This window comes from Chromatiales bacterium (assembly GCA_014762505.1).
In the GTDB taxonomy this organism is placed as follows: domain Bacteria; phylum Pseudomonadota; class Gammaproteobacteria; order SpSt-1174; family SpSt-1174; genus SpSt-1174.
This window is the reverse complement of record JABURS010000043.1, coordinates 315,776-335,635: the sequence shown is the minus strand read 5'-3', so window position 1 is coordinate 335,635 and position 19,860 is coordinate 315,776. Positions and strand designations below refer to the sequence as shown.

Annotated in this window: 12 protein-coding genes and 1 riboswitch; of the genes, 7 read left to right on the top strand and 5 right to left on the bottom strand. The window is 66.6% G+C overall.

All coding sequences use genetic code 11. The annotated features are described in order from the left end of the window. Positions 1-51: 51 nt before the first annotated feature. Positions 52-1,053, bottom strand: a complete 1,002-nt coding sequence (gap, locus tag HUJ28_13360; GenBank protein ID MBD3620454.1) for a type I glyceraldehyde-3-phosphate dehydrogenase — start codon at positions 1,051-1,053, stop codon at positions 52-54. A 72-nt stretch (positions 1,054-1,125) separates the two neighbouring features. Then, a complete protein-coding gene (gene tkt / locus HUJ28_13355; protein ID MBD3620453.1) occupies positions 1,126-3,111 on the bottom strand; it encodes a transketolase in 1,986 nt (661 codons plus the stop codon). A 485-nt stretch (positions 3,112-3,596) separates the two neighbouring features. On the opposite strand from tkt, the gene HUJ28_13350 reads away from it, so the two are divergent. The 7 genes from HUJ28_13350 (at position 3,597) to HUJ28_13320 (ending at position 11,448) form a co-directional block, all read left to right on the top strand. Beyond that, entirely contained in the window at positions 3,597-4,400 is an 804-nt protein-coding gene (locus HUJ28_13350) for a PhnD/SsuA/transferrin family substrate-binding protein (protein ID MBD3620452.1), read from the top strand. A 118-nt stretch (positions 4,401-4,518) separates the two neighbouring features. Then, a complete protein-coding gene (locus HUJ28_13345) occupies positions 4,519-5,685 on the top strand; it encodes a methionine adenosyltransferase (protein ID MBD3620451.1) in 1,167 nt (388 codons plus the stop codon). 17 nt (positions 5,686-5,702) lie between these two features. Next, a riboswitch (S-adenosyl-L-homocysteine riboswitch) is annotated at positions 5,703-5,784 on the top strand. 17 nt (positions 5,785-5,801) lie between these two features. Further along, entirely contained in the window at positions 5,802-7,211 is a 1,410-nt protein-coding gene (locus tag HUJ28_13340; GenBank protein MBD3620450.1) for an adenosylhomocysteinase, read from the top strand. Positions 7,212-7,283: 72 nt separating this feature from the next. Beyond that, positions 7,284-8,126 (top strand): methylenetetrahydrofolate reductase [NAD(P)H], encoded by an 843-nt coding sequence (gene metF / locus HUJ28_13335; GenBank protein MBD3620449.1) that lies wholly within the window; start codon positions 7,284-7,286, stop codon positions 8,124-8,126. Positions 8,127-8,131: 5 nt separating this feature from the next. Further along, on the top strand, positions 8,132-8,884 hold the full coding sequence (locus HUJ28_13330; GenBank protein ID MBD3620448.1) for a 16S rRNA (uracil(1498)-N(3))-methyltransferase: 753 nt from the start codon (positions 8,132-8,134) through the stop codon (positions 8,882-8,884). Positions 8,885-8,908: 24 nt separating this feature from the next. Continuing rightward, entirely contained in the window at positions 8,909-10,132 is a 1,224-nt protein-coding gene (locus HUJ28_13325) for an HD-GYP domain-containing protein (GenBank protein ID MBD3620447.1), read from the top strand. Beyond that, positions 10,132-11,448 (top strand): GGDEF domain-containing protein, encoded by a 1,317-nt coding sequence (locus HUJ28_13320; protein MBD3620446.1) that lies wholly within the window; start codon positions 10,132-10,134, stop codon positions 11,446-11,448. Before HUJ28_13325 ends, HUJ28_13320 begins: the two co-directional genes overlap by 1 nt. A gap of 25 nt (positions 11,449-11,473) precedes the next feature. Here the strand turns inward: HUJ28_13320 and HUJ28_13315 are convergent, their stop codons facing one another. Genes HUJ28_13315 through HUJ28_13305 form a run of 3 tightly spaced genes read right to left on the bottom strand, consistent with a single transcriptional unit; the run spans position 11,474 to position 19,852 of the window. After that, positions 11,474-11,941 (bottom strand): chemotaxis protein CheW, encoded by a 468-nt coding sequence (locus HUJ28_13315; GenBank protein MBD3620445.1) that lies wholly within the window; start codon positions 11,939-11,941, stop codon positions 11,474-11,476. A 29-nt stretch (positions 11,942-11,970) separates the two neighbouring features. Further along, positions 11,971-17,697 carry an Hpt domain-containing protein gene (locus HUJ28_13310; protein ID MBD3620444.1) on the bottom strand — a complete coding sequence of 1,909 codons (5,727 nt, stop codon included), beginning with the start codon at positions 17,695-17,697 and terminating at the stop codon, positions 11,971-11,973. Positions 17,698-17,749: 52 nt separating this feature from the next. Beyond that, positions 17,750-19,852 (bottom strand): type IV pili methyl-accepting chemotaxis transducer N-terminal domain-containing protein, encoded by a 2,103-nt coding sequence (locus HUJ28_13305; GenBank protein MBD3620443.1) that lies wholly within the window; start codon positions 19,850-19,852, stop codon positions 17,750-17,752. Positions 19,853-19,860 lie beyond the last annotated feature (8 nt).

The window sequence follows — 19,860 nt, the reverse complement described above, 5'->3', positions numbered from 1 at the left end:
ACGCCGGGGCCGGCGGACAGGCCGCCGACCCCGCGTTCATGCCGAGGCGGCTTACTTGGCGACGTGCTCGACGAAACGGAGCATGTTGCAGGTGTAGCCGTACTCGTTGTCGTACCAGGAGACCACCTTGACGAAGGTGCCATCCAGCGCGATGCCGGCCTCGGCATCGAAGATGGAGGAGTAGCCCACGCCGCGGAAGTCGGTGGAGACGACCTTCTCGTCGGTGTAACCCAGGGTCTTGCTGATATCGCCGGACTCGGAGGCCTTCTTCATGGCCGCGCAGATGTCTTCGTACTTGGCTTCCTTGTTCAGCTCGACGGTCAGGTCGACCACGGAGACGTCGGAGGTCGGCACGCGGAAGGCCATGCCGGTGAGCTTGCCGTTCAGTTCCGGCAGCACCACGCCGACGGCCTTGGCGGCACCGGTGGAGGACGGGATGATGTTCTCCAGGATACCGCGACCACCGCGCCAGTCCTTCTGGGACGGGCCGTCGACGGTCTTCTGGGTGGCGGTGGCGGCGTGCACGGTGGTCATCAGGCCACGCTTGATGCCCCAGTTGTCGTGCAGCACCTTGGCGACCGGCGCCAGGCAGTTGGTGGTACAGGAGGCGGCGGAGACGATGGCCTGGCCGGCGTAGGTCTCGTGGTTCACGCCGTAGACGAACATCGGTGTGCCATCCTTGGACGGGGCGGACATCACGACCTTCTTGGCGCCGGCGTCGATGTGCTTCTGGCAGGTCTCTTCGGTGAGGAAGAAGCCGGTGCACTCGATGACCAGGTCGGCACCGATGTCGGACCAGGCCAGGTTGGCCGGATCGCGCTCGGCGGTCAGGCGAATGGTCTTGCCGTTCACCACCAGGTTGTTGCCGCTGACGGAGACGTCGCCGTCGAAACGGCCGTGCACGGAATCGTACTTCAGCATGTAGGCCAGGTAATCGGCATCCAGCAGGTCGTTGATGCCGACCACTTCGATGTCCTTGAATTCCTTGGCAATGGCACGGAAGGCCATACGACCGATACGACCGAAGCCGTTGATACCCACTTTAATCGTCATTTCCAAATCTCCCTACTCGCGTAGTTTGAAGAAATCGTGCCGACGGCCCGCAGGCCGCCGGTCAATATTGTTTTACTTGGCCATGGCCTCTTCGGCGGCCTTCACCACGTTCTCCACGGTGAAGCCGAACTCCTTGAAGAGGTCGCCTGCCGGGGCGGACTCGCCGAAGCGGCGCAGACCGACGATGGTGCTGGCGTACTTGTACCAGCCGTCCGGCACGCCGGCTTCCACCACCACGCGGGCGGTGACGGACTTCGGCAGCACGGATTCCTGGTAGGCGGCATCCTGGGCCTCGAAGTGGTCCACGCTCGGCATGGACACGACGCGCACCTTCTTGCCGCTCATGGCCTCGGCCGCACCAACCGCCAGGGCCACTTCGGAACCGGTGGCGATGAGGATCACGTCCGGGGTGCCGTCGCAGTCCTTCAGGACGTAGCCGCCGCGCTCGATGGCGGCGATCTGGTCGTCGGTACGCGCCTGGTGGGCCAGGTTCTGGCGCGAGAGGATCAGCGAGGTCGGGCCGTCGGCCTTCTTCACCGCCATCTTCCAGGCCACCGCGGTCTCGACCGCGTCACAGGGACGCCACACCGACATGTTCGGGATCATGCGCAGGGTCGCGGTCTGCTCCACCGGCTGGTGGGTGGGACCGTCTTCGCCCAGGCCGATCGAGTCGTGGGTGAAGACCTCGATGTGACGGATCTTCATCAGCGCGGCCATGCGCAGGGCGTTGCGCGCGTACTCCGAGAACATCAGGAAGGTCGCGCCATAGGGCACGAAGCCGCCGTGCAGCGAGATGCCGTTGACGATGGCGGCCATGCCGAACTCACGCACGCCGTAGTTGATGTAGTTCGCCTCGGCGTTGTTGTGGCGCATCGGCTTGGCACCCGACCACAGGGTCAGGTTGGAGCCGGCCAGGTCGGCGGAACCGCCCATGAAGTCGGTGAAGCCGGCGAAGCCCTCGATGGCGTTCTGCGAGGCCTTGCGGGTGGCGATGGTGTCGCCCTTCTCGGCCACGGCCTTGATGAAGGCGTCGGCCTGGGCTTCCCAGTCGCTGGCCAGCGCCTTGTTCATCACGCGGCGCTCGAACTCGGCGGCCAGTTCCGGGAATTCCTTGCGGTAGGCCTCGAACTTCTCGTTCCAGGCGGCCTCGGCGGCGGCGCCCTTCTCCTTCGCATCCCAGCCGGCATAGATCTCGTCCGGGATCTCGAACGGGCCATGGTTCCAGCCGATGGTCTCGCGCACCAGCTTGATCTCGTCGTCGCCCAGCGGCGCGCCGTGACACTCTTCCTTGCCCTGCTTGTTGGGCGAGCCCCAGCCGATGATGGTCTTGCACTGGATCATCGACGGCTTGTCGGTGACGCTGCGCGCCTCCTCGATGGCCGCCTTGATGGCCGCCGGATCGTGGCCATCGACGTTGCGCACCACGTGCCAGCCGTAGGCCTCGAAGCGCTGCGGCGTGTCGTCGGTGAACCAGCCCTCGACCTCGCCGTCGATGGAGATGCCGTTGTCGTCGTACAGGGCGATGAGCTTGCCCAGGCCCAGGGTGCCGGCCAGCGCGCAGGCCTCATGGGAGATGCCCTCCATCATGCAGCCGTCGCCCAGGAACACGTAGGTGTTGTGGTCGACGATCTCGTGGCCGGGCTTGTTGAAACGGGCGGCCAGGGCCTTCTCGGCGATCGCCATGCCCACACCGTTGCTGATGCCCTGACCCAGCGGACCGGTGGTGGTCTCGATGCCGGGGGCATAGCCGTATTCGGGGTGGCCCGGGGTGCGGGAGTGCAGCTGGCGGAAGTTCTTCAGCTCTTCCATCGGCAGGTCGTAGCCGGTCAGGTGCAGCACGGAGTAGGGCAGCATGGAGCCGTGACCGTTGGACATGATGAAGCGGTCGCGGTCGCACCAGTCCGGGTTGGTCGGATTGTGGCGCATGAAATCGTTGTAGAGGACTTCGGCGATATCGGCCATGCCCATCGGGGCGCCCGGATGACCGGACTTGGCCTTTTGCACCGCGTCCATGCTCAGCGCGCGAATGGCGTTGGCAAGGTCTCTACGAGAAGGCATAGGTGGATCTCCCATTGCTTGGTTTCTGAATCGGGTCGGGGCGACGTCCGCGCCGGCGGCGAGGCCGGCATCGGCGGGGACATCGCGCGGAAACACTGCCCCTCGGCGGCGCGCTGGCGCCGGCACAGGCGTGACGGGTGGCACAGAATCCCGGGGCGTAAAAGCCGGGTATTTTCCCCTAGTCCGTCTGGCGGGGCAATACCACGGGGTGGGATGACCGGGCGCCGCACACAGGATTCGAATGCAACTCATTGATAAATATATTGTTTAAGAAAAACCTCCCCGAACCGTCACGCCACATCGACACCTGAAGGACAGTCCGATGGGCGTGCCACGCCTCACGACGAACCTCCACGACGTGCATGGCAGCCTGTATTAAACTCCTTAATAAAACATGGGACGGCGTGAGGCACGCCCTCCGGAGCGCAGGATGCGAGCAGCACTCCGGGCCAGCGACAAGACCATCAGTCGGAGGAGTGCAAGCCATGCGCAAGATCACCCGGAGCCTGATCCCCCTCTTTGGCCTGCTGGCCCTGCTGGCCAGCCCGCTGGCACGGCCCGCCGAGTACACCCTGGTCGTGCAGCCCATCCTGCCCAAGGACGACATCATCCGGGCCTACACGCCGCTGGCCCAGTACCTCTCCCGCCAGACCGGCGAGCAGATCCGGCTGGTGACCGCCCCGAACTTCCTCGGCTACTGGGAGCGCAGCAAGCAGGCCGGCGAGTATGACCTGGTGCTGGATGCCGCCCACCTCACCGCCTTTCGCATGGAACGCATGGACTACGAACCCCTGGCCAAGCTGCCGGACGTGGTCAGCTTCAGCCTGGTGACCGGCCCCGACACACTGGTCTTCGATCCCGATGAACTGGTGGGAAGGAAACTGGCCTCGCAGGGCTCGCCGAGCCTGGGGGCCGTGCGCCTCAGCCAGCTGTTTCCCAACCCGATGCGCCAGCCGATCATCGTCGAGGTGGATGACAGCACCGTCGCCGTGCAGAAGGTCTTCAGCGGCGAGGTGGCCGCCGCAATGATCCCCACCCCCCTGGTACAGGCCAACCCCGGCCTCAATACCGTCACCACCACCGAGCAGGTCCCGCACATGGCCCTCTCGGCGGGCCCCGACGTCCCGCCCGAGGTGAAGGCCCGCATCCGCCAGGCCCTGATCGAGGCCGGTGGCTCGCCGGCCGGCCAGGCCATGCTGCGCCAGGTCAATCTGCCGGGCTTCGAACCGGCAAGCCCACAGCAATACCGGGGTTACTCCGAGCTGCTCGAGGGCGTCTGGGGCTATTAGGCGGCCGCCGGGCACCTTCCCGCCGTCACACGTGCGTTTCGCCACCAAGCTGCGGTAAGATTCGAGACTTTCCGCGCGGGGCCTGCCCGCGCCCGGTGTATCCGTCAGAGGAAGTCCCATGAGCAGAAACTTCGTCTTCACCTCCGAGTCCGTCTCCGAAGGCCATCCGGACAAGATGGCCGACCAGGTCTCGGATGCCATTCTCGATGCCATCCTGGCCCAGGACCCGAACGCGCGCGTGGCCTGCGAGACGCTGGTGAAGACGGGCATGGTGGTGCTGGCCGGCGAGATCACCACCTCGGCGCAGATCGAGTACGACCAGATCGCCCGCGAGGTGGTCAACGACATCGGCTACACCAGCTCCGACATCGGTTTCGACGGGGACACCTGCGCCGTGATCAACGCGCTGGGCAAGCAGTCGCCCGACATCGCCCAGGGCGTGGACCGCGCCGAGCGCGAGAACCAGGGCGCCGGCGACCAGGGCCTGATGTTCGGCTACGCCAGCAACGAGACCGACGTGCTCATGCCCGCGCCGATCACCTATGCCCACCGCCTGGTGGAACGTCAGGCCCAGGTGCGCAAGCACGGCGAGCTCTCCTGGCTGCGCCCGGACGCCAAGAGCCAGATCACCTTCCGCTACGAGAACGGCAGGCCCGTGGGTATCGACGCCGTGGTGCTCTCCACCCAGCACGACCCGGAGATCTCGCAGAACGACCTGAGGGAGGCCGTGATGGAGATGATCATCCAACACGTGCTGCCCAAGGAGTGGCTGCACAAGAACACCCAGTACCACATCAACCCCACCGGCCAGTTCATCATCGGCGGCCCGGTGGGAGACTGCGGCCTGACCGGGCGCAAGATCATCGTCGACACCTACGGCGGCATGGCCCGCCACGGCGGCGGCGCCTTCTCGGGCAAGGACCCGTCCAAGGTCGACCGTTCGGCCGCCTATGCCGGCCGTTATGTCGCCAAGAACATCGTCGCCGCCGGCCTGGCCGAGCGCTGCGAGATCCAGGTGTCCTACGCCATCGGCGTGGCCCAGCCGACCTCGATCAGCGTCGACTGCTTCGGCACCGAGCGCGTGAGCGAGGCCCGCATCGTGGAGCTGGTGCGCGAGCACTTCGACCTGCGCCCCTACGGCATCACCACCATGCTCGACCTGCTCAGGCCCATGTACCGCGCCACCGCGTCCTACGGCCACTTCGGCCGCGACGACCAGGGCTTCCCCTGGGAGCGCACCGACAAGGCCGACGCCCTGCGCGAGGCGGCCGGCATCAAGAGCTGATCGGATAACCCCGACCCCGCCCTGAGGAGCGCTGCAGCAGGAACCAACCTGTCAGGCTCAGGGCGGCGGCTCTTCCCTAATGAACGGCGCTCAACGGAACTTTGGAGAACAACCCAATGACCGCTGAGTTCAAAGACTACAAGGTCGCCGACATCAACCTGGCCGACTGGGGCCGCAAGGAAATCGCCATCGCCGAGACCGAGATGCCGGGCCTCATGGCCCTGCGCGAGGAATACGGCGCCGCCAAGCCCCTCAAGGGCGCCCGCATCACCGGCTCCCTGCACATGACCATCCAGACCGCCGTGCTCATCGAGACCCTGGTGGACCTGGGTGCCGAGGTGCGCTGGGCCTCCTGCAACATCTTCTCCACCCAGGACCATGCCGCCGCGGCCATCGCCGCCGCCGGCATCCCGGTCTATGCCTGGAAGGGCGAGACCATCGAGGAGTACTGGTGGTGCACTGAGCAGGTCCTGGCCTGGCCGGACGGCAAGGGCCCGAACATGATCCTCGACGACGGTGGCGACGCCACCCTCCTGCTTCACAAGGGCGTCGAATTCGAGAAGGCCGGCGCCGTGCCCGAGCCCAAGGCCTCCGACAACGAGGAATGGCAGGCCGTGCTGGGCGTGCTCAAGCGCACCCTGGCCGAAGACAGCCAGAAGTGGACCAGGATGGCCGCCGATATCCGCGGCGTCACCGAGGAGACCACCACCGGCGTGCACCGCCTCTACCACATGGCGAAGAACGGCGAGCTGCTGTTCCCGGCCATGAACGTCAACGACTCGGTCACCAAGTCCAAGTTCGACAACCTCTACGGCTGCCGCGAGTCCCTGATGGACGGCATCAAGCGCGCCACCGACGTGATGGTGGCCGGCAAGATCGCCGTGGTGCTCGGCTACGGCGACGTCGGCAAGGGTTGTGCCCAGGCCTTCCGCGGCCTCGGCGCCACCGTGCTCGTCACCGAGATCGACCCGATCTGCGCCCTGCAGGCGGCGATGGAAGGCTACCGCGTGGTCACCATGGAAGAGGCCGCCCCCATGGGCGACATCTTCGTCACCGCCACCGGCAACGAGGCGGTCATCACCCACGACCACATGGCCGCGATGAAGAACGAGGCCATCGTCTGCAACATCGGCCACTTCGACTCCGAGATCGAGGTCGCCAGCCTGCGCAAGTACGAGTGGGAGAACATCAAGCCGCAGGTCGACCACATCATCTTCCCGGACGGCAAGAAGATCACCCTGCTGGCCGAAGGCCGCCTGGTGAACCTCGGCTGCGCCACCGGCCACCCGAGCTTCGTCATGTCCGCCTCCTTCACCAACCAGGTGCTGGCGCAGATCGAACTCTTCAATCATGGCGACAAGTACGAGAACCAGGTCTACGTGCTGCCCAAGCTCCTGGACGAGAAGGTCGCGCGGCTGCACCTGCAGAAGATCGGTGCACACCTGACCACGCTCTCCCAGGTCCAGGCCGACTACCTGGGCGTACCCGTGGAAGGCCCCTACAAGCCGGAACAGTACCGCTACTGATTCCGCCTCCCGGCGACCCGGTGCACGCCACCGGGTCCGCCGTTGTCGTTACCGGAACAAGAGACACCGCTCATGAACAACGGCAACACCCCCGAATTCTCCTGCGAGTTCTTCCCGCCCAAGACCGACGAGGGGCAGGAAAAGCTCGCGCAGGTGCGCGAGGAGCTGATGGAGATGGCCCCGCGCTACTTCTCCGTCACCTTCGGCGCCGGCGGCAGCACCCAGAAGGGCACCGTCGACACCGTACTCTCCATCCGTGCCGCCGGCGTGGACGCCGCCCCGCACCTCTCCTGCATCGGCAGCGAGAAGGCCGCCATTCGCGAACTGCTGGCCCACTACCAGGCCAACGGCATCGACCACATCGTCGCCCTGCGCGGCGACATCCCCTCGGGCATGCGCGAGACCGGCGACTTCAGCTACGCCAATGAACTGGTCGCCTTCATCCGCGCGGAGACCGGCGACCACTTCCACATCGAGGTCGCGGCCTACCCCGAGTTCCACCCCCAGGCCCCCTCCGCCACGGCCGACCTGAACAACTTCCAGCGCAAGGTCGAGGCCGGCGCCGACAGCGCCATCACGCAGTACTTCTACAACGCGGACGCCTATTTCCGCTTCCTCGATGACTGCGAGCGCCTGGGCATCGACATCCCCATCGTGCCGGGCATCATGCCCATCACCAACTACACCCAACTGGCGCGTTTCTCCGATGCCTGCGGTGCCGAGATCCCGCGCTGGATGCGCAAGCGCCTGGAGGCCTTCGGCGAGGACAAGACATCGCTGCGCGCCTTCGGCGAGGAGGTCGTCACCGACCTCTGCCAGACCCTGCTCGACGGCGGGGCGCCGGGCCTGCACTTCTACACCATGAACCAGTCCGGGCCCACGCTCGCGATCTGGAGAAATCTCGGCGGGAACTGAGCTGCGTGCGCATTCCCCGCCTGTACCTGCCACAACCGATCGCCGCGGGCGACGAGGTGACGCTGGACGAGCGTTGTCACCGCCATGCGGTCCAGGTGCTGCGCCTGCGGCCCGGGGCCCGGCTGGTGCTGTTCAACGGCGATGGCAACGACTACCCGGCCGAACTGACCCGCGCCGAACGCCGGGACTCCGCGGCACGGGTACTGGACTGCCTCCCCAATCCCGCCGAATCGCCCCTGGCGATCACCCTCGTCCAGGGCATTGCCAAGGGTGACCACATGGACTACAGCCTGCAAAAGGCCGTTGAACTCGGCGTGCAGGCGGTGGTACCGGTGCTGTGCGAACGCAGCGTGCTGCGCCTGGATGACCGGCGACTGGAAAAAAAGTACGATCACTGGCAGGGTATTCTCATCAGCGCCTGCGAACAGAGCGGGCGCAGCCGCCTGCCCCGGCTCTCGCCCGTCCAGCCACTGGCGGACTGGCTGGACGGGTTTTCCGGCCACGGGGTCGTGCTCGACCCGCGGGCCGAGCAGAACCTCTCCGCCTGCCCTCGACCGGCAGGCGCCAGCAGCGCGCTGGTGGGGCCGGAGGGCGGCTTGACCGACGAGGAGCTGGACAGGGCGCGGACAGCGGGCTTGAATGGCATCAGGCTCGGGCCACGGATACTCAGGACGGAAACGGCCGCCAGCACCATACTGGCGGCCCTGCAGCTGCGATGGGGCGATCTCGACCTGCCCCCCGCATCCGGTACCACGTAACAGGGGCATCCAGCCGGCACGCGCATGAGCGAACACACGCTGAAAGTCATGACGGGCGACCTGCGCATCGGCATGTTCGTCGCCGAGCTGGACCGTCCCTGGCTGGACACGCCCTTCCTGCTGCAGGGCTTCGAGATCCGCGACCAGGAAGACCTCGACAGCCTGCACCGCTACTGCACCTACGTCTTCATCGACCTCGATCGCACCCCGGCCCATCTGCTCGCAGGCCTGCCCCGCCCGGCCCCGGGGAAGCACATGGAAGAACCCCTGCTTGCGCAACCCCAGGGCTACCGCGACGCCCATGGCCTGGAGGAGGAACTGCCCCAGGCACGCGCGGCTCACGAACGCCTGCTCGAGTCGCTCAAGGCCTTCTTCACCCGCCTCACGCGGGAGAAGCGCCTGGACGTCGGCGCCCTGCAGGGCGATCTCGACCTCATGGTCGACAGCGTCATCCGCAACCCGGATGCCTTTGCCTGGCTCGCACGCCTGCAGAAGAAGGACGAATACACCTATGCCCACTCCCTGAGCTGCTCGGTCTGGGCCGTCTCCTTCGGGCGCCAGCTCGGCATGCAGCGCAACGACCTGCGCCAGCTGGCCCTGGGCGCCAGCCTGTTCGACATCGGCAAGCTGATGATCCCCGGCGAGATCCTCTCCAAGGCCGGGCGCCTCACGGAGGACGAGATGGACGTGATTCGCCGCCACGTCGACTTCGGTCTCGAGCTGCTCGGCAAGGACGGCGGCATCTCCCAGACCGTGCGCGAGATGGTGGCCCATCACCACGAGCGCTTCGATGGCAGCGGCTACCCCAACGGCCTCAAGGGCACCGCGATCCCCCTGCCCGGGCGCATCGCCTCCATCGTCGACTGCTATGACGCCATCACCACCGCCCGCCCCTATCAGAAGCCGATCTCCCCGTCGGCGGCCGTAAAGAAGCTCTACGAGTGGCGCGGGCACGACTTCCAACCCGAGCTGGTCGAGGAATTCATCCAGGCGATCGGCCTCTACCCGGCCGGCACACTGGTCGAACTCACCACGGGCGAGGTCGCCGTGGTCATGGCCGAGTCACGCGTACGCCGTCTGCGCCCCCGCGTGATGGTGATACTCGATACCGACAAGCAGCTGCTCGGGGAATTCTACAAACTCGATCTCCTGCACGACCGCGGCCGCACCGACGCCCGCGGCATCGAGATCCGCGAGGCGCTGGAGCCCGGCGCCTACGGCATCGACCCGGCAGCACTGTATCTCTGATGTCCGCCGTCTCTGATCTCGCCGATCTGCGCCAGGGCACCATCGCCGTCCTGGAACGCATCATCGCCGCCCAGCCGCCCCAGGCCGGGCGGCTCGCCTGCGCGGTCATCCACCTGCGCAACATCCGCAAGGTGCGGGGGCTGCTCGGCGACCAGGGGGCCGCCGCCTATCGACGGGCGGTGCGCCTGCAGCTCGAGGCCATCCCCCCCGACCCGTCGCTGGTCATCGACGGCAACGACGATCACATCATCCTCATGCTGCCCGGGGTCATGAACGCCGGGCATGCCGAGCTGGTCGCACAGAAGATCGAGCGCGTGCTGCGGCAGGCCAACGACGTGGATGCCCAGCAGGCCGGCACCGAATTCACCCTCGGCATGGCGCTGTTCCCCGACCATGCCGAGGACCCCGCCCAGCTGCTGGCACGCGCCGAACTGGCGCTGGTCGCGGCCGATGGTGCCGATACGCATTGGGCGCTGTTTGACCACGGGCTGTTCAACGAGCTGAGTCACAGCTGGCAGTTCGACCGCGAACTGCGCGAGGCCATACAGAACAACAGCTTCACCATGTATTACCAGCCCCAGGTCGGGCTGCGGGACGGCAGACTGCACGGGGTCGAAGCCCTGATACGCTGGGAACACCCGGAGCGGGGAATGATCCAGCCCTCGCTGTTCATTCCCCTGGCGGAACGGACCGGACTCATCAGCCGGCTCACCGACGGCGTACTGCGGCAGGTGATGCAGGACGTGAAGGCCCTGCAGGCCATGGCCATCCCATCGATCTCCATCAACCTCTCGGCCATGGACCTCGAAGACCCGGAGCTGGCGACCCGCGTGAGCCACCAGCTCGCCATCTGGGCGGTACCCAGCAGGGCCATTACCTTCGAGATCACGGAAAGTGCCCTGCTCGAGGGCAGCGAGACAACGCGCCGCCAGCTGGAACAGCTGCACGAGATGGGTTGCGGCCTGTCCATCGACGACTTCGGTACCGGATATTCCTCGCTGGCCAATTTCCGCACCATCCCCGCCAGCGAGATCAAGATCGACGGCTCCTTCATCGCCGACCTCGCAAACGATCAGGTGAACCGCGACATCGTTGCCATCGCCCTGGAGCTCGGGCGGCGGTTCGGCCTGAAGACGGTGGCGGAAGGTGTGGAGACGGAATCCTCGGCCAGGGCGCTCATCGAGCTTGGCTGCGAGATCGGGCAGGGCTACTACTTCGCGCGCCCGCTGAGGCTGTCACACCTGCTGGAATGGCGCGAGACCTGGTCGGGAAGACTACCGGACAGTGGTGGGCAGGATACCGGGGAGTCGCCCTAGCACCGACGGCCTGACGGCCTGGACCTCAGAGGCGTTCCATCTGGGCGCGGATCAGGTATTCCAGGCGCTGAAGGTCGGGGATCACGCAGGACTCGCCATCGGCCAGCACGTTGCGCGCCACCACCTCGCAGTCCTGGTCCTTCACCCCGCCCTCGACCAGATCGCCGGCCTGCAGCTTCACCGGATGCGGGATGCCACTCACCTCCAGCGCGTAGAACTGCAGGCCGGGAATCCCCTCCACCGCGTAGAGCACGACGAAACGGCTGTTGGCGGTCACCTCGCCGCCGCTGCGCCCGCAGATGGTCTCGAGGGAGACCACGGGGATCTGCTGGCCACGCCACTCGGCGAAGCCGCGCAGCCACTTCACCGGCCCCTCGAAGGGGCGTAGCGGCTGGCGGGACAGCACCTCGGCCATGGCCGACTGCGGCAGCAGCAGGTTCTGTCCGTTCAGCGGGACGACGAGGCTGTTGATGGTCTGCAGGGGATCAGCCATGGGATAGGGTATGGGTCGTGTTCATGCGGTCAGGCGAGCTTGCCCATCTCGCGGAGCAGCCCGTTGATGTTCTCGAGCAGGTCCGACTCCTGATAGGGCTTGCCCAGGTACTTGTTCACGCCGATCGCCATGGCACGCTGGCGATGCTTCTCGCCGGTACGCGAGGTGATCATGATGATCGGGATGTCACGCAGCCGCTCGTCGTTGCGGATATGCTGGGCGAGCTCGTAGCCGTCCATGCGCGGCATCTCGATGTCGAGCAGCATCAGGTCCGGCTTGGCATCCTGCAGCTGGGCCACGGCATCCACCCCGTCCTTGGCCAGCATCACGCCGAACTGGTTGCGTGCCAGCATGCGCTGCGTGACCTTGCGGATGGTGATCGAGTCGTCCACCACCATGACGGTGAGCTGCTTCTCTTCCTCGGGCTGCTCGGCCGGCGCCTCGTAGACGAGCTTGAGGCCGGCGCCGATGCGCACCAGCGAGGGGACGTCGAGGATCAACACCACGCGGCCATCGCCGAGGATGGTGGCGCCGGCGATGCCGCGGGCCTGACTGATCTGCGGCCCCACGGGCTTCACCACCACCTCGCGGTTGCCCATCAGGCCCTCGACCTGCAGGGCCACGCGGTGCTGGCCGGAACGCACCAGCAGTACCGGATACAGCGCCCCGCCGTCTTCCAGCGTGGGCTGAGACATCCCCAGCAGCCCGCCGAGGTGCTTGAGTTCGTAGGTGTAGGCCGCGTACTCGATGGTGGGCGCGTCCTCGAGGTACTTGTCCTTGAGCCCCGTGGCGGGGTAACGCACGATACCCTCGATACTTGCCAGCGGGATGGCGAACAGGTCCTCGCCGGACTGCACCAGCAGCGCCTGGTTGATGGCCAGGGTGAAGGGCAGGTTGACGGTGAAGGTCGTGCCCTGGCCCTGCATCGAATCGATACGCAGCACGCCACCGAGCTGCTTGATCTCGCTGTTCACCACGTCCATGCCCACCCCGCGCCCGGCGATCTGGTCCACCTGCTTGGCCGTGGAGAACCCGGACTCGAGAATCAGCTGCATGAGATCGTAGTCGGTGACCCGGTCCCCTTCGCGGATCATGCCCACCTTGATGGCCTTGGCGCGGATGGCCTCGATGTTGATGCCACCGCCGTCATCGGCCACGCGGATCACCACCTCGGAGCCCTCACGGCCGATCTCGATCCGGATGTGCCCGGCCTCGGGCTTGCCCTTGGCCACGCGCTCCTGCGGGCTCTCGATACCATGGGCGATGGCGTTGCGCAGCATGTGTTCGAGCGGCGCAACCATGCGGTCGAGCACCGAGCGGTCGAGCTCGCTGCCCTCCCCGACGATGTCGAGCTCCACCTGCTTGCCGAGCTCGCTCGCCGTCTGGCGCACGATGCGGCGCAGACGCGGCACGGTGCCGGTGAACTGCACCATGCGCGTACGCATCAGGCCTTCCTGCAGGTCGGTACTCACGCGCGACTGCTGCAGCAGCAGGGTCTCCGTGTCACGCACCTGCTCGGCGAGCAGGTCCTGGATACTGATCAGGTCGTTCACCGACTCGGCGAGCGAACGCGACAGCTGCTGCAGCGTCGAGTACTGGTCCATCTCCAGCGGGTCGAAGTCGTCGTCAAACGCCTCGTCGGTGCCGTGCTCCTTGGCATAGGAGGAACGGATCTGCGCGTCGGTCTCGAGCTCCAGCTTGCGCAGCTGTTCGCGCAGGCGGGTGATGGTCTGGCCGAACTCACCGAGGTTGAAACCGAAGCTGGTGATCTGCTCCTCGAGGCGGGCGTGATAGATGTTCACCTCGCCCGCGTTGTTGACCAGGTTGTCGAGCAGGTCGGAGCGCACGCGGATCAATTCCTGCGGGCCGGTACGCGGCGTGGATCGACGCTCGCGACGCGGCGCCTCGCCCTCGGTCGCCTCCACAGACGCCGGGGCAGGAGCCGCTGGCGGGGGCGCCGCCTGCAGGCTCTCGATCTCGGCCTCATCGGCCGTCGGCGCCGCCTCATCAGCCGGCTCGACCGGGGCAGCCGGCTCGGCTTCCGCTGACTCGGCCAGGGCTGCGACCTCGACCGTGGCGTCAGGCCCTGCCGGTGTCTCGCCACGACGGAAGGCATCGAGTTCCCGGATCAGTTCCGGCGCGGCGTGGATCGGCTCCTGATTGCGCGCCTGTTCGAGCATCTCGCTCAGGCGGTCGAAGGTACGACGCAGGCTGGTATAGAGCTCGACCGACCCCCTGGCCTGCCCCTCGACCACCGCGATGATGAGCGACTCGACGGCGTGGCTCAGGTTGCCGATGTTCTTGAAGCCCGCCATGCGGGCGCCGCCCTTGAGGGTGTGCAGCTGCCGCTGCAGCTCGTTGACGGCCTCGCGGTCCTCGGGATTGTCCTGCCAGGCCTGCAGGGTGGTATCGCTGGCGTCCATGATCTCCATGGCCTCTTCCAGGAAGATCTCCACCAGCTCCATGTCCTGTTCGCCCGGCAGGTCCGGCGGCTCACTCGCCTCCGGCTGCGGGGCCGGCGCGGGGGCGGCAACGGGTTCGGCTGCCGCCTCGATCACCAGGCCACGTGCCTCGGCCGCGAGTGCGTCGCCCGAGGGGACCTCGGCACCGGGCTCGGCCAGGGCCTCCATCACCCCGTCGGCGTGCGATACGGCACGCCCGATCAGGTCCAGGGCCGCGACCGACAGCGGCGCGCCCTGCCCCTTGCATTCACGGGCGTGGTTTTCCAGTGCGGTGAACACACCGGAGAGTTCGTCGACCTCGGCGGTACGGGAGCTGCCATTGAGGGTATGCAGGGCACGCAGCAGCTCATCAGAGACCGTAGCCGGCTTGCCGGCGGCCTCGGCCAGCTGGTCACGCAGGGTGCGCAGGTGCTGCTCGGCCTCGGAGCGATAGATCTCGAACAGATCGGGGTCGATCCGCGGCGCCGGGGCCTCTGCCGTCGCCTCTTCCACATCCAGCGCGATGTCGAGGTCCGGGGCCGGCAGTTCCTGCGTGATGTCGTAGTCGGTGTCGGCGCCCGGTGTCGTCTCGCCCGACAGGTCGGAGAGGTCGAACAGCTCGGTCGCCTCATCCAGCCCCTGCGGGCGCTCCAGCTCGTGGGTCAGCTCGGTCTCACCGGGCCCCTCGTCCTCTTCGGAGACCACGAACAGCGTATCGTCATGGTTCGTGGTCGGGGCCTCCTGCGTCTCTTCACTGTCGGCGGAACCGGCGGAGAACTCCCCGGGGAGCGACTCGTCCCCCTGCACCGATTCCGCTTCAGGCTCCCCCGACGGGGCCGGCCCTCCTTCATCCTCCTCGCTGAAGGCATTCCGGTCAGCCTCCGACTCGTGTTCCTGCCGGCCCATGACCCGCTCGGCATAGTCGGGCTTGCTCATGGCCTCGACCTCGTCCATGAGGGCGTAGACATCCGTACTGGGCTCGCCCTGACCACGCACCTGCGCCACCAGCTCGGGCAGCACGTCCAGGGCCTTGTTCAGGGCCTCGAAGATGTACAACGCCGGTTTGATGGTCTTGTCGATGATGCGGTTGAGCAGGCTCTCGTAGTTCCAGGCGAACTCCCCGATGAGCTGGGCGCCGACCAGGCGTCCGCTGCCCTTGAGGGTATGGAAGGAGCGACGGATGGTCACCAGCGACTCCTCGTCGCCGACGTTCTGCTCCCACTTCGGGAAGTATTCGCGTATGCGCTCGATCTCCTCCTCGGCCTCCTCGAGGAAGATCTCCAGGATCTCGTCGTCCACCTCGCCCACCAGCGGCTGCGGACGTTCCTTCTCCGCGGCCGGCTCGGGTGCCTCGGCTGGCGGTTCGGGGCTCGCTTCGGCCGCGGTCTCCTCGGCACCGGTGTCGAGGTCAAAACCGATGTCCTCGATGGTCAGGTCGAGCCCTTCGTCTTCATCCTCCGACTCGGCGAGATCGTCGACGTCCAGCATCGGCTCGGCCAGCGACAGCTCCTGGGTGGCCTCGACGTCGAGGTCCAGGGACGCCTCATCTTCGGCCGGTGCGGGCGTCGCCTCCAGGTGCTCGTAGTCGGCCACCGGCTCACCGCCCAGGGGGTAGCCGAGGCGCGCCACGCTGGCTGCCCCGACCTCGAGCATAGCCGGCGGTGCACCACGCCCTTCGGCCACGTTTTCGAGATAGAACTCGATGCTGGTGATGGCGTCGGCCAGGGCATCGAGCTCGCCGGCATCCGGCACCCGCTTCTGCGACAGTACGCGCTCGCCGATGTAGCGCTTCAGCGAATCGAGCACCGGACCGACGTTGCCCACCGGCATCATGCCGATCGCGCCCTTGACGCGGTCCAGCAGGTTCGGCGCCTCGGTGAGCTGGTCGACGTTCTGCGGGGCGGCCACGAACTCGAGGATCGCGTCCTTGGCCTTGTTGAGATCGGTGAGGGTCTCGCGGATGACGGCCGCCATCACCCCCTGGAATTCGCTTTGCGGCAGGGCATTGCGCTCGACGGTATCCCCTTCCAGCGCAGCGTTCATCTCCGTCTGGCTCATGCCGGAAGAACGCCCGGCCATGAAGTCGTTGATCGCGGATTCGACGCTCAGCATCACGCTGGCGATCTTCATCAGCAGGTCTTCGTCGATGGCCTGCTCGCCCTTGATGGCGGAATCGACCAGCTCGGCCTCGTTGTTGACCAGCCGGCGCGCCTCGCCCAGGCCAAGCATGCCCAGGGTTTCGGCGATCTTGATGAGCCTGGGATGCAGGGGCCCGAGGTCTTCGGGCCTGCGCTGATCGGCGTGCATGAACACATCCAGCGCGTCCTTGACCTCGGTGAGGTCCTCGCGAATCGCCTGGGAGACCGTGCCGAGGATCTCGAGGTTGGGGCCGGACATGCGCTGGCGGGCGGCATCGAGCACCGCGGCCTCGGGCACCATCTGGTCGAGACGGAAGGCCTTCTTCACCGCCGGCACATGATCGCCGCGGGCGGGTGCCTGGGCGACGTAGTAGAGCATGTTCTTGAGCAGGTCCTCGACGTCACTGCCGCCGACGCCGCTCTCGCCCTGATCGATGAGGCGCTTGATCTGACGGTCCACCTTGCCCATCAGGCTCTTGCTGGTCACGCCACTCTCGAGCCCGCCCTCCTTGAGCGCCTCGCCCAGGGCGCCCGCCACCCACCAGAAACGGCGGGCCGGGGCCTCCACGGAGGCCTGGAACAGGCGGTCGGTAACGTCGGCCAGCTTGCCGAGACTGGCGGGCACGTCCTTGTCGCGGAACCAGCCGAGCAGGCCCAGCTGGAAGGCGTGGCGCAGCTTGCGCGCCAGGGCCTGGGATTCACCGGCCTCGGCCGTGACGGGCGTATCGGGGTCCACGGCCAGGTTGGGGAAGAACAGCACGCTCTCGGACAACAGCGGCGCGTCGCGGCTGGTGCGCAGGTCGTTGAGCAGGGGCAGGAGCACCAGCGGGATGTCGCGGTGCCCCATCTGGACGTTCTCGAGATAGTCCGGGAGCGTGACCAGGGCCCGCATCAGGACCTCGAAGGCATCGTCCCGGTTCTTGATCTTGCCGTCGATCAGGGCCTGGGCGACCAGCTCCATCTCCTCGGCGAGCATGGCCGCGCCATACAGCTCCACCATCTGCAGGGTGCCATGCACCTGCTTGAGCAGCGCCTTGGCCTGGGCCAGGAGGTCCTCGTCGCCGGGGTCCTCCTCCAGGTAGCCCTCCAACGCGAGCCGGGTCTGGTTCAGGACCTCATCGAGTTCCTTCTTGACCCAGGTCAGCGCGTTGTATTCGACGGTATCCTCTTGCTTCATAGACCACCTGAAGGCGTCGTTGCCATGTATCGACCGGGGTACGGAAAGGCGATCAACCCGCCTTTGCCGCGCGTCCCTGGCCGCTCTCGAGCGTCTCGTCGAGGATCACGGTGTCGAGCTGCTGATCGCTCTCCGGCAGCTTGAAGCCCGCCACCGACTTGCGCAGCTCGGTCGCCAGCTCGGTGAGGTTGCCGATGGAGGTCGCGGTTTCATTGGTGCCATCCGAGGTCTGCATGGTGATCTCCTGGATGACGTTCATGGTGTTGGTCACGTTGCTCGCCACCAGGGCCTGCTGACGCGCGGCCTGCGAAATGCTCTGGATGAGGTCGGCGAGCTGTTTGGACACGGTCTCGATCTCGTTGAGGGCCTCGCCCGCGTCCTCGGCGAGCTTCGCCCCGGCCACCACGTTGGAGGTACTCTGTTCCATCGAGATGACCGCCTCGTTGGTGTCGGCCTGGATGGTCTTCACCAGCGCCTCGATCTGCTTGGTCGCGTTGGCCGAACGTTCCGCGAGTCGCTGCACTTCGTCCGCAACCACCGCGAAGCCACGGCCCGCCTCACCCGCCGCCGATGCCTGGATGGCCGCGTTGAGCGCGAGGATGTTGGTCTGGTCGGCGATGTCGTTGATGAGCGACACGATGTCGCCGATCTCCTGGGAGGATTCACCCAGGCGCTTGATTCGCTTGGAGGTCTCCTGGATCTGCTCGCGGATGGTGTCCATGCCGTCGATGGAGCGGCGCACGGTCTCGGCACCCTTGCCGGCGATCTGCACCGACTTGGCCGCCACCTCGGTGGAGATCTGGGCGTTCTTGGACACCTGCTCGATGGAATCGGCCATGTCCGTGATAGCCGCCGAGGCCGAGGCGATCTCGCGGGCCTGGTGGTTGGACGCGTCGGCCAGTCGCAGCGCGGTGCCCTGCGTCTTCTCGGCCGCGGTGGATACCTGCACCGCCGTCTCGTTGATGGTGGTAACCAGGCTGCGCAGCGCGTCGATGGCGTAGTTGACCGAGTCGGCGATGGCCCCGGTGATGTCCTCGGTAACGGTGGCGTGCACGCTGAGGTCACCTTCCGCGAGGTTGGTCATCTCGTCGAGCAGTCGCAGGATCGCGCGCTGGTTACGACGGTTGGTCTCGGTGGTCTCGGCCAGTCGGCGACGCGTATCCTGGTAGATGGTGAAGGCCAGCAGCATCAGCACCACCAGGGAGGCGATACCGGTGCCGATACCGGCCAGGAACAGCCAGTTCAGGCTCTCGCCGTATTCCGCGGACTGCACCTCGAGCTGCGTGGCGGCCTCCAGCAGCGCACCGCTCTGGCGCTCCACCTGGCCGGCCGCATCCTTGACCTCGAACAGCTGCGGGGAGGTCTCGAGGATCGCACCGACGTGCTCCGACACCGAGCTGAAGAGCATGGCCACCTCGCGCAGCTTGGCGCGGGCCTCCTCGTCATCCACGCGCTGGATGTTGAGCGCCGGATAACCGCGGATCATGCCTTCCAGCACGCGGCCGAAGAGCGCGGCGTCGCGGCCGAAGCGGTCGGCCGCGGTGGCCGCCCCCTCGCCACCGGCGAGTACGCGGTTGAGGTTGTTCTCGATACGCTGGGTGAGCATCAGCTGGCGGGCGGCGATGTAGATCTGGTCCGGCGCGGCGCCCTTGCGGACGAACACGTTGACCACCTCGTCGGACAGGGCCAGCAGCTGCGGGATGAACTCGTTGATGACGTTGACGAACTCGGAGACCGTGGAGATCGATTCCCGGCCCTCTAGGATGATGTTGATGTTCTCGCGGTACTGGGCCCAGCCGGATTCCACGTCGGCCAGCACCGGGCTCAGGGTGGCCGGCAGGGGCGGCAGACCCAGGGCGGCGTCGCCTTCCTTGAGGCGCAGCAGCAGGACGTCGAATTCGTCACGCAACCTCAGCAGCTCACCGAAGGCATCCTCCTTGCCGGCGGCCGCCTCGATGGAGTAGGTCGCAAGTCGCTGGGAGAGCAATCGCTGCTCGGCAGCGGTGGCGATGTAGCCGTTGGCCTGGCCGCTCTTGATGGTGTGCGTCGCAAACAGGGCAACCGTGCCCAGCAGGAACACGACCAGCAATACGGCAAGCACGACCAGCCCCTTGCCACCACCGAACTTGAAACTGTCTTTAGCCGGCGCTTTCATTTGTTATC

Excerpts from the sequence above, each read along its gene's own strand:
- metF (MBD3620449.1), top strand. The coding sequence starts at position 7,284 with ATGAACAACGGCAACACCCCCGAATTCTCCTGCGAGTTCTTCCCGCCC.
- HUJ28_13350 (MBD3620452.1), top strand. The coding sequence starts at position 3,597 with ATGCGCAAGATCACCCGGAGCCTGATCCCCCTCTTTGGCCTGCTGGCC.
- HUJ28_13305 (MBD3620443.1), bottom strand. The coding sequence starts at position 19,852 with ATGAAAGCGCCGGCTAAAGACAGTTTCAAGTTCGGTGGTGGCAAGGGG.
- tkt (MBD3620453.1), bottom strand. The coding sequence starts at position 3,111 with ATGCCTTCTCGTAGAGACCTTGCCAACGCCATTCGCGCGCTGAGCATG.
- HUJ28_13345 (MBD3620451.1), top strand. The coding sequence starts at position 4,519 with ATGAGCAGAAACTTCGTCTTCACCTCCGAGTCCGTCTCCGAAGGCCAT.
- HUJ28_13310 (MBD3620444.1), bottom strand. The coding sequence starts at position 17,697 with ATGAAGCAAGAGGATACCGTCGAATACAACGCGCTGACCTGGGTCAAG.
- gap (MBD3620454.1), bottom strand. The coding sequence starts at position 1,053 with ATGACGATTAAAGTGGGTATCAACGGCTTCGGTCGTATCGGTCGTATG.
- HUJ28_13340 (MBD3620450.1), top strand. The coding sequence starts at position 5,802 with ATGACCGCTGAGTTCAAAGACTACAAGGTCGCCGACATCAACCTGGCC.
- HUJ28_13325 (MBD3620447.1), top strand. The coding sequence starts at position 8,909 with ATGAGCGAACACACGCTGAAAGTCATGACGGGCGACCTGCGCATCGGC.
- HUJ28_13315 (MBD3620445.1), bottom strand. The coding sequence starts at position 11,941 with ATGGCTGATCCCCTGCAGACCATCAACAGCCTCGTCGTCCCGCTGAAC.
- HUJ28_13320 (MBD3620446.1), top strand. The coding sequence starts at position 10,132 with ATGTCCGCCGTCTCTGATCTCGCCGATCTGCGCCAGGGCACCATCGCC.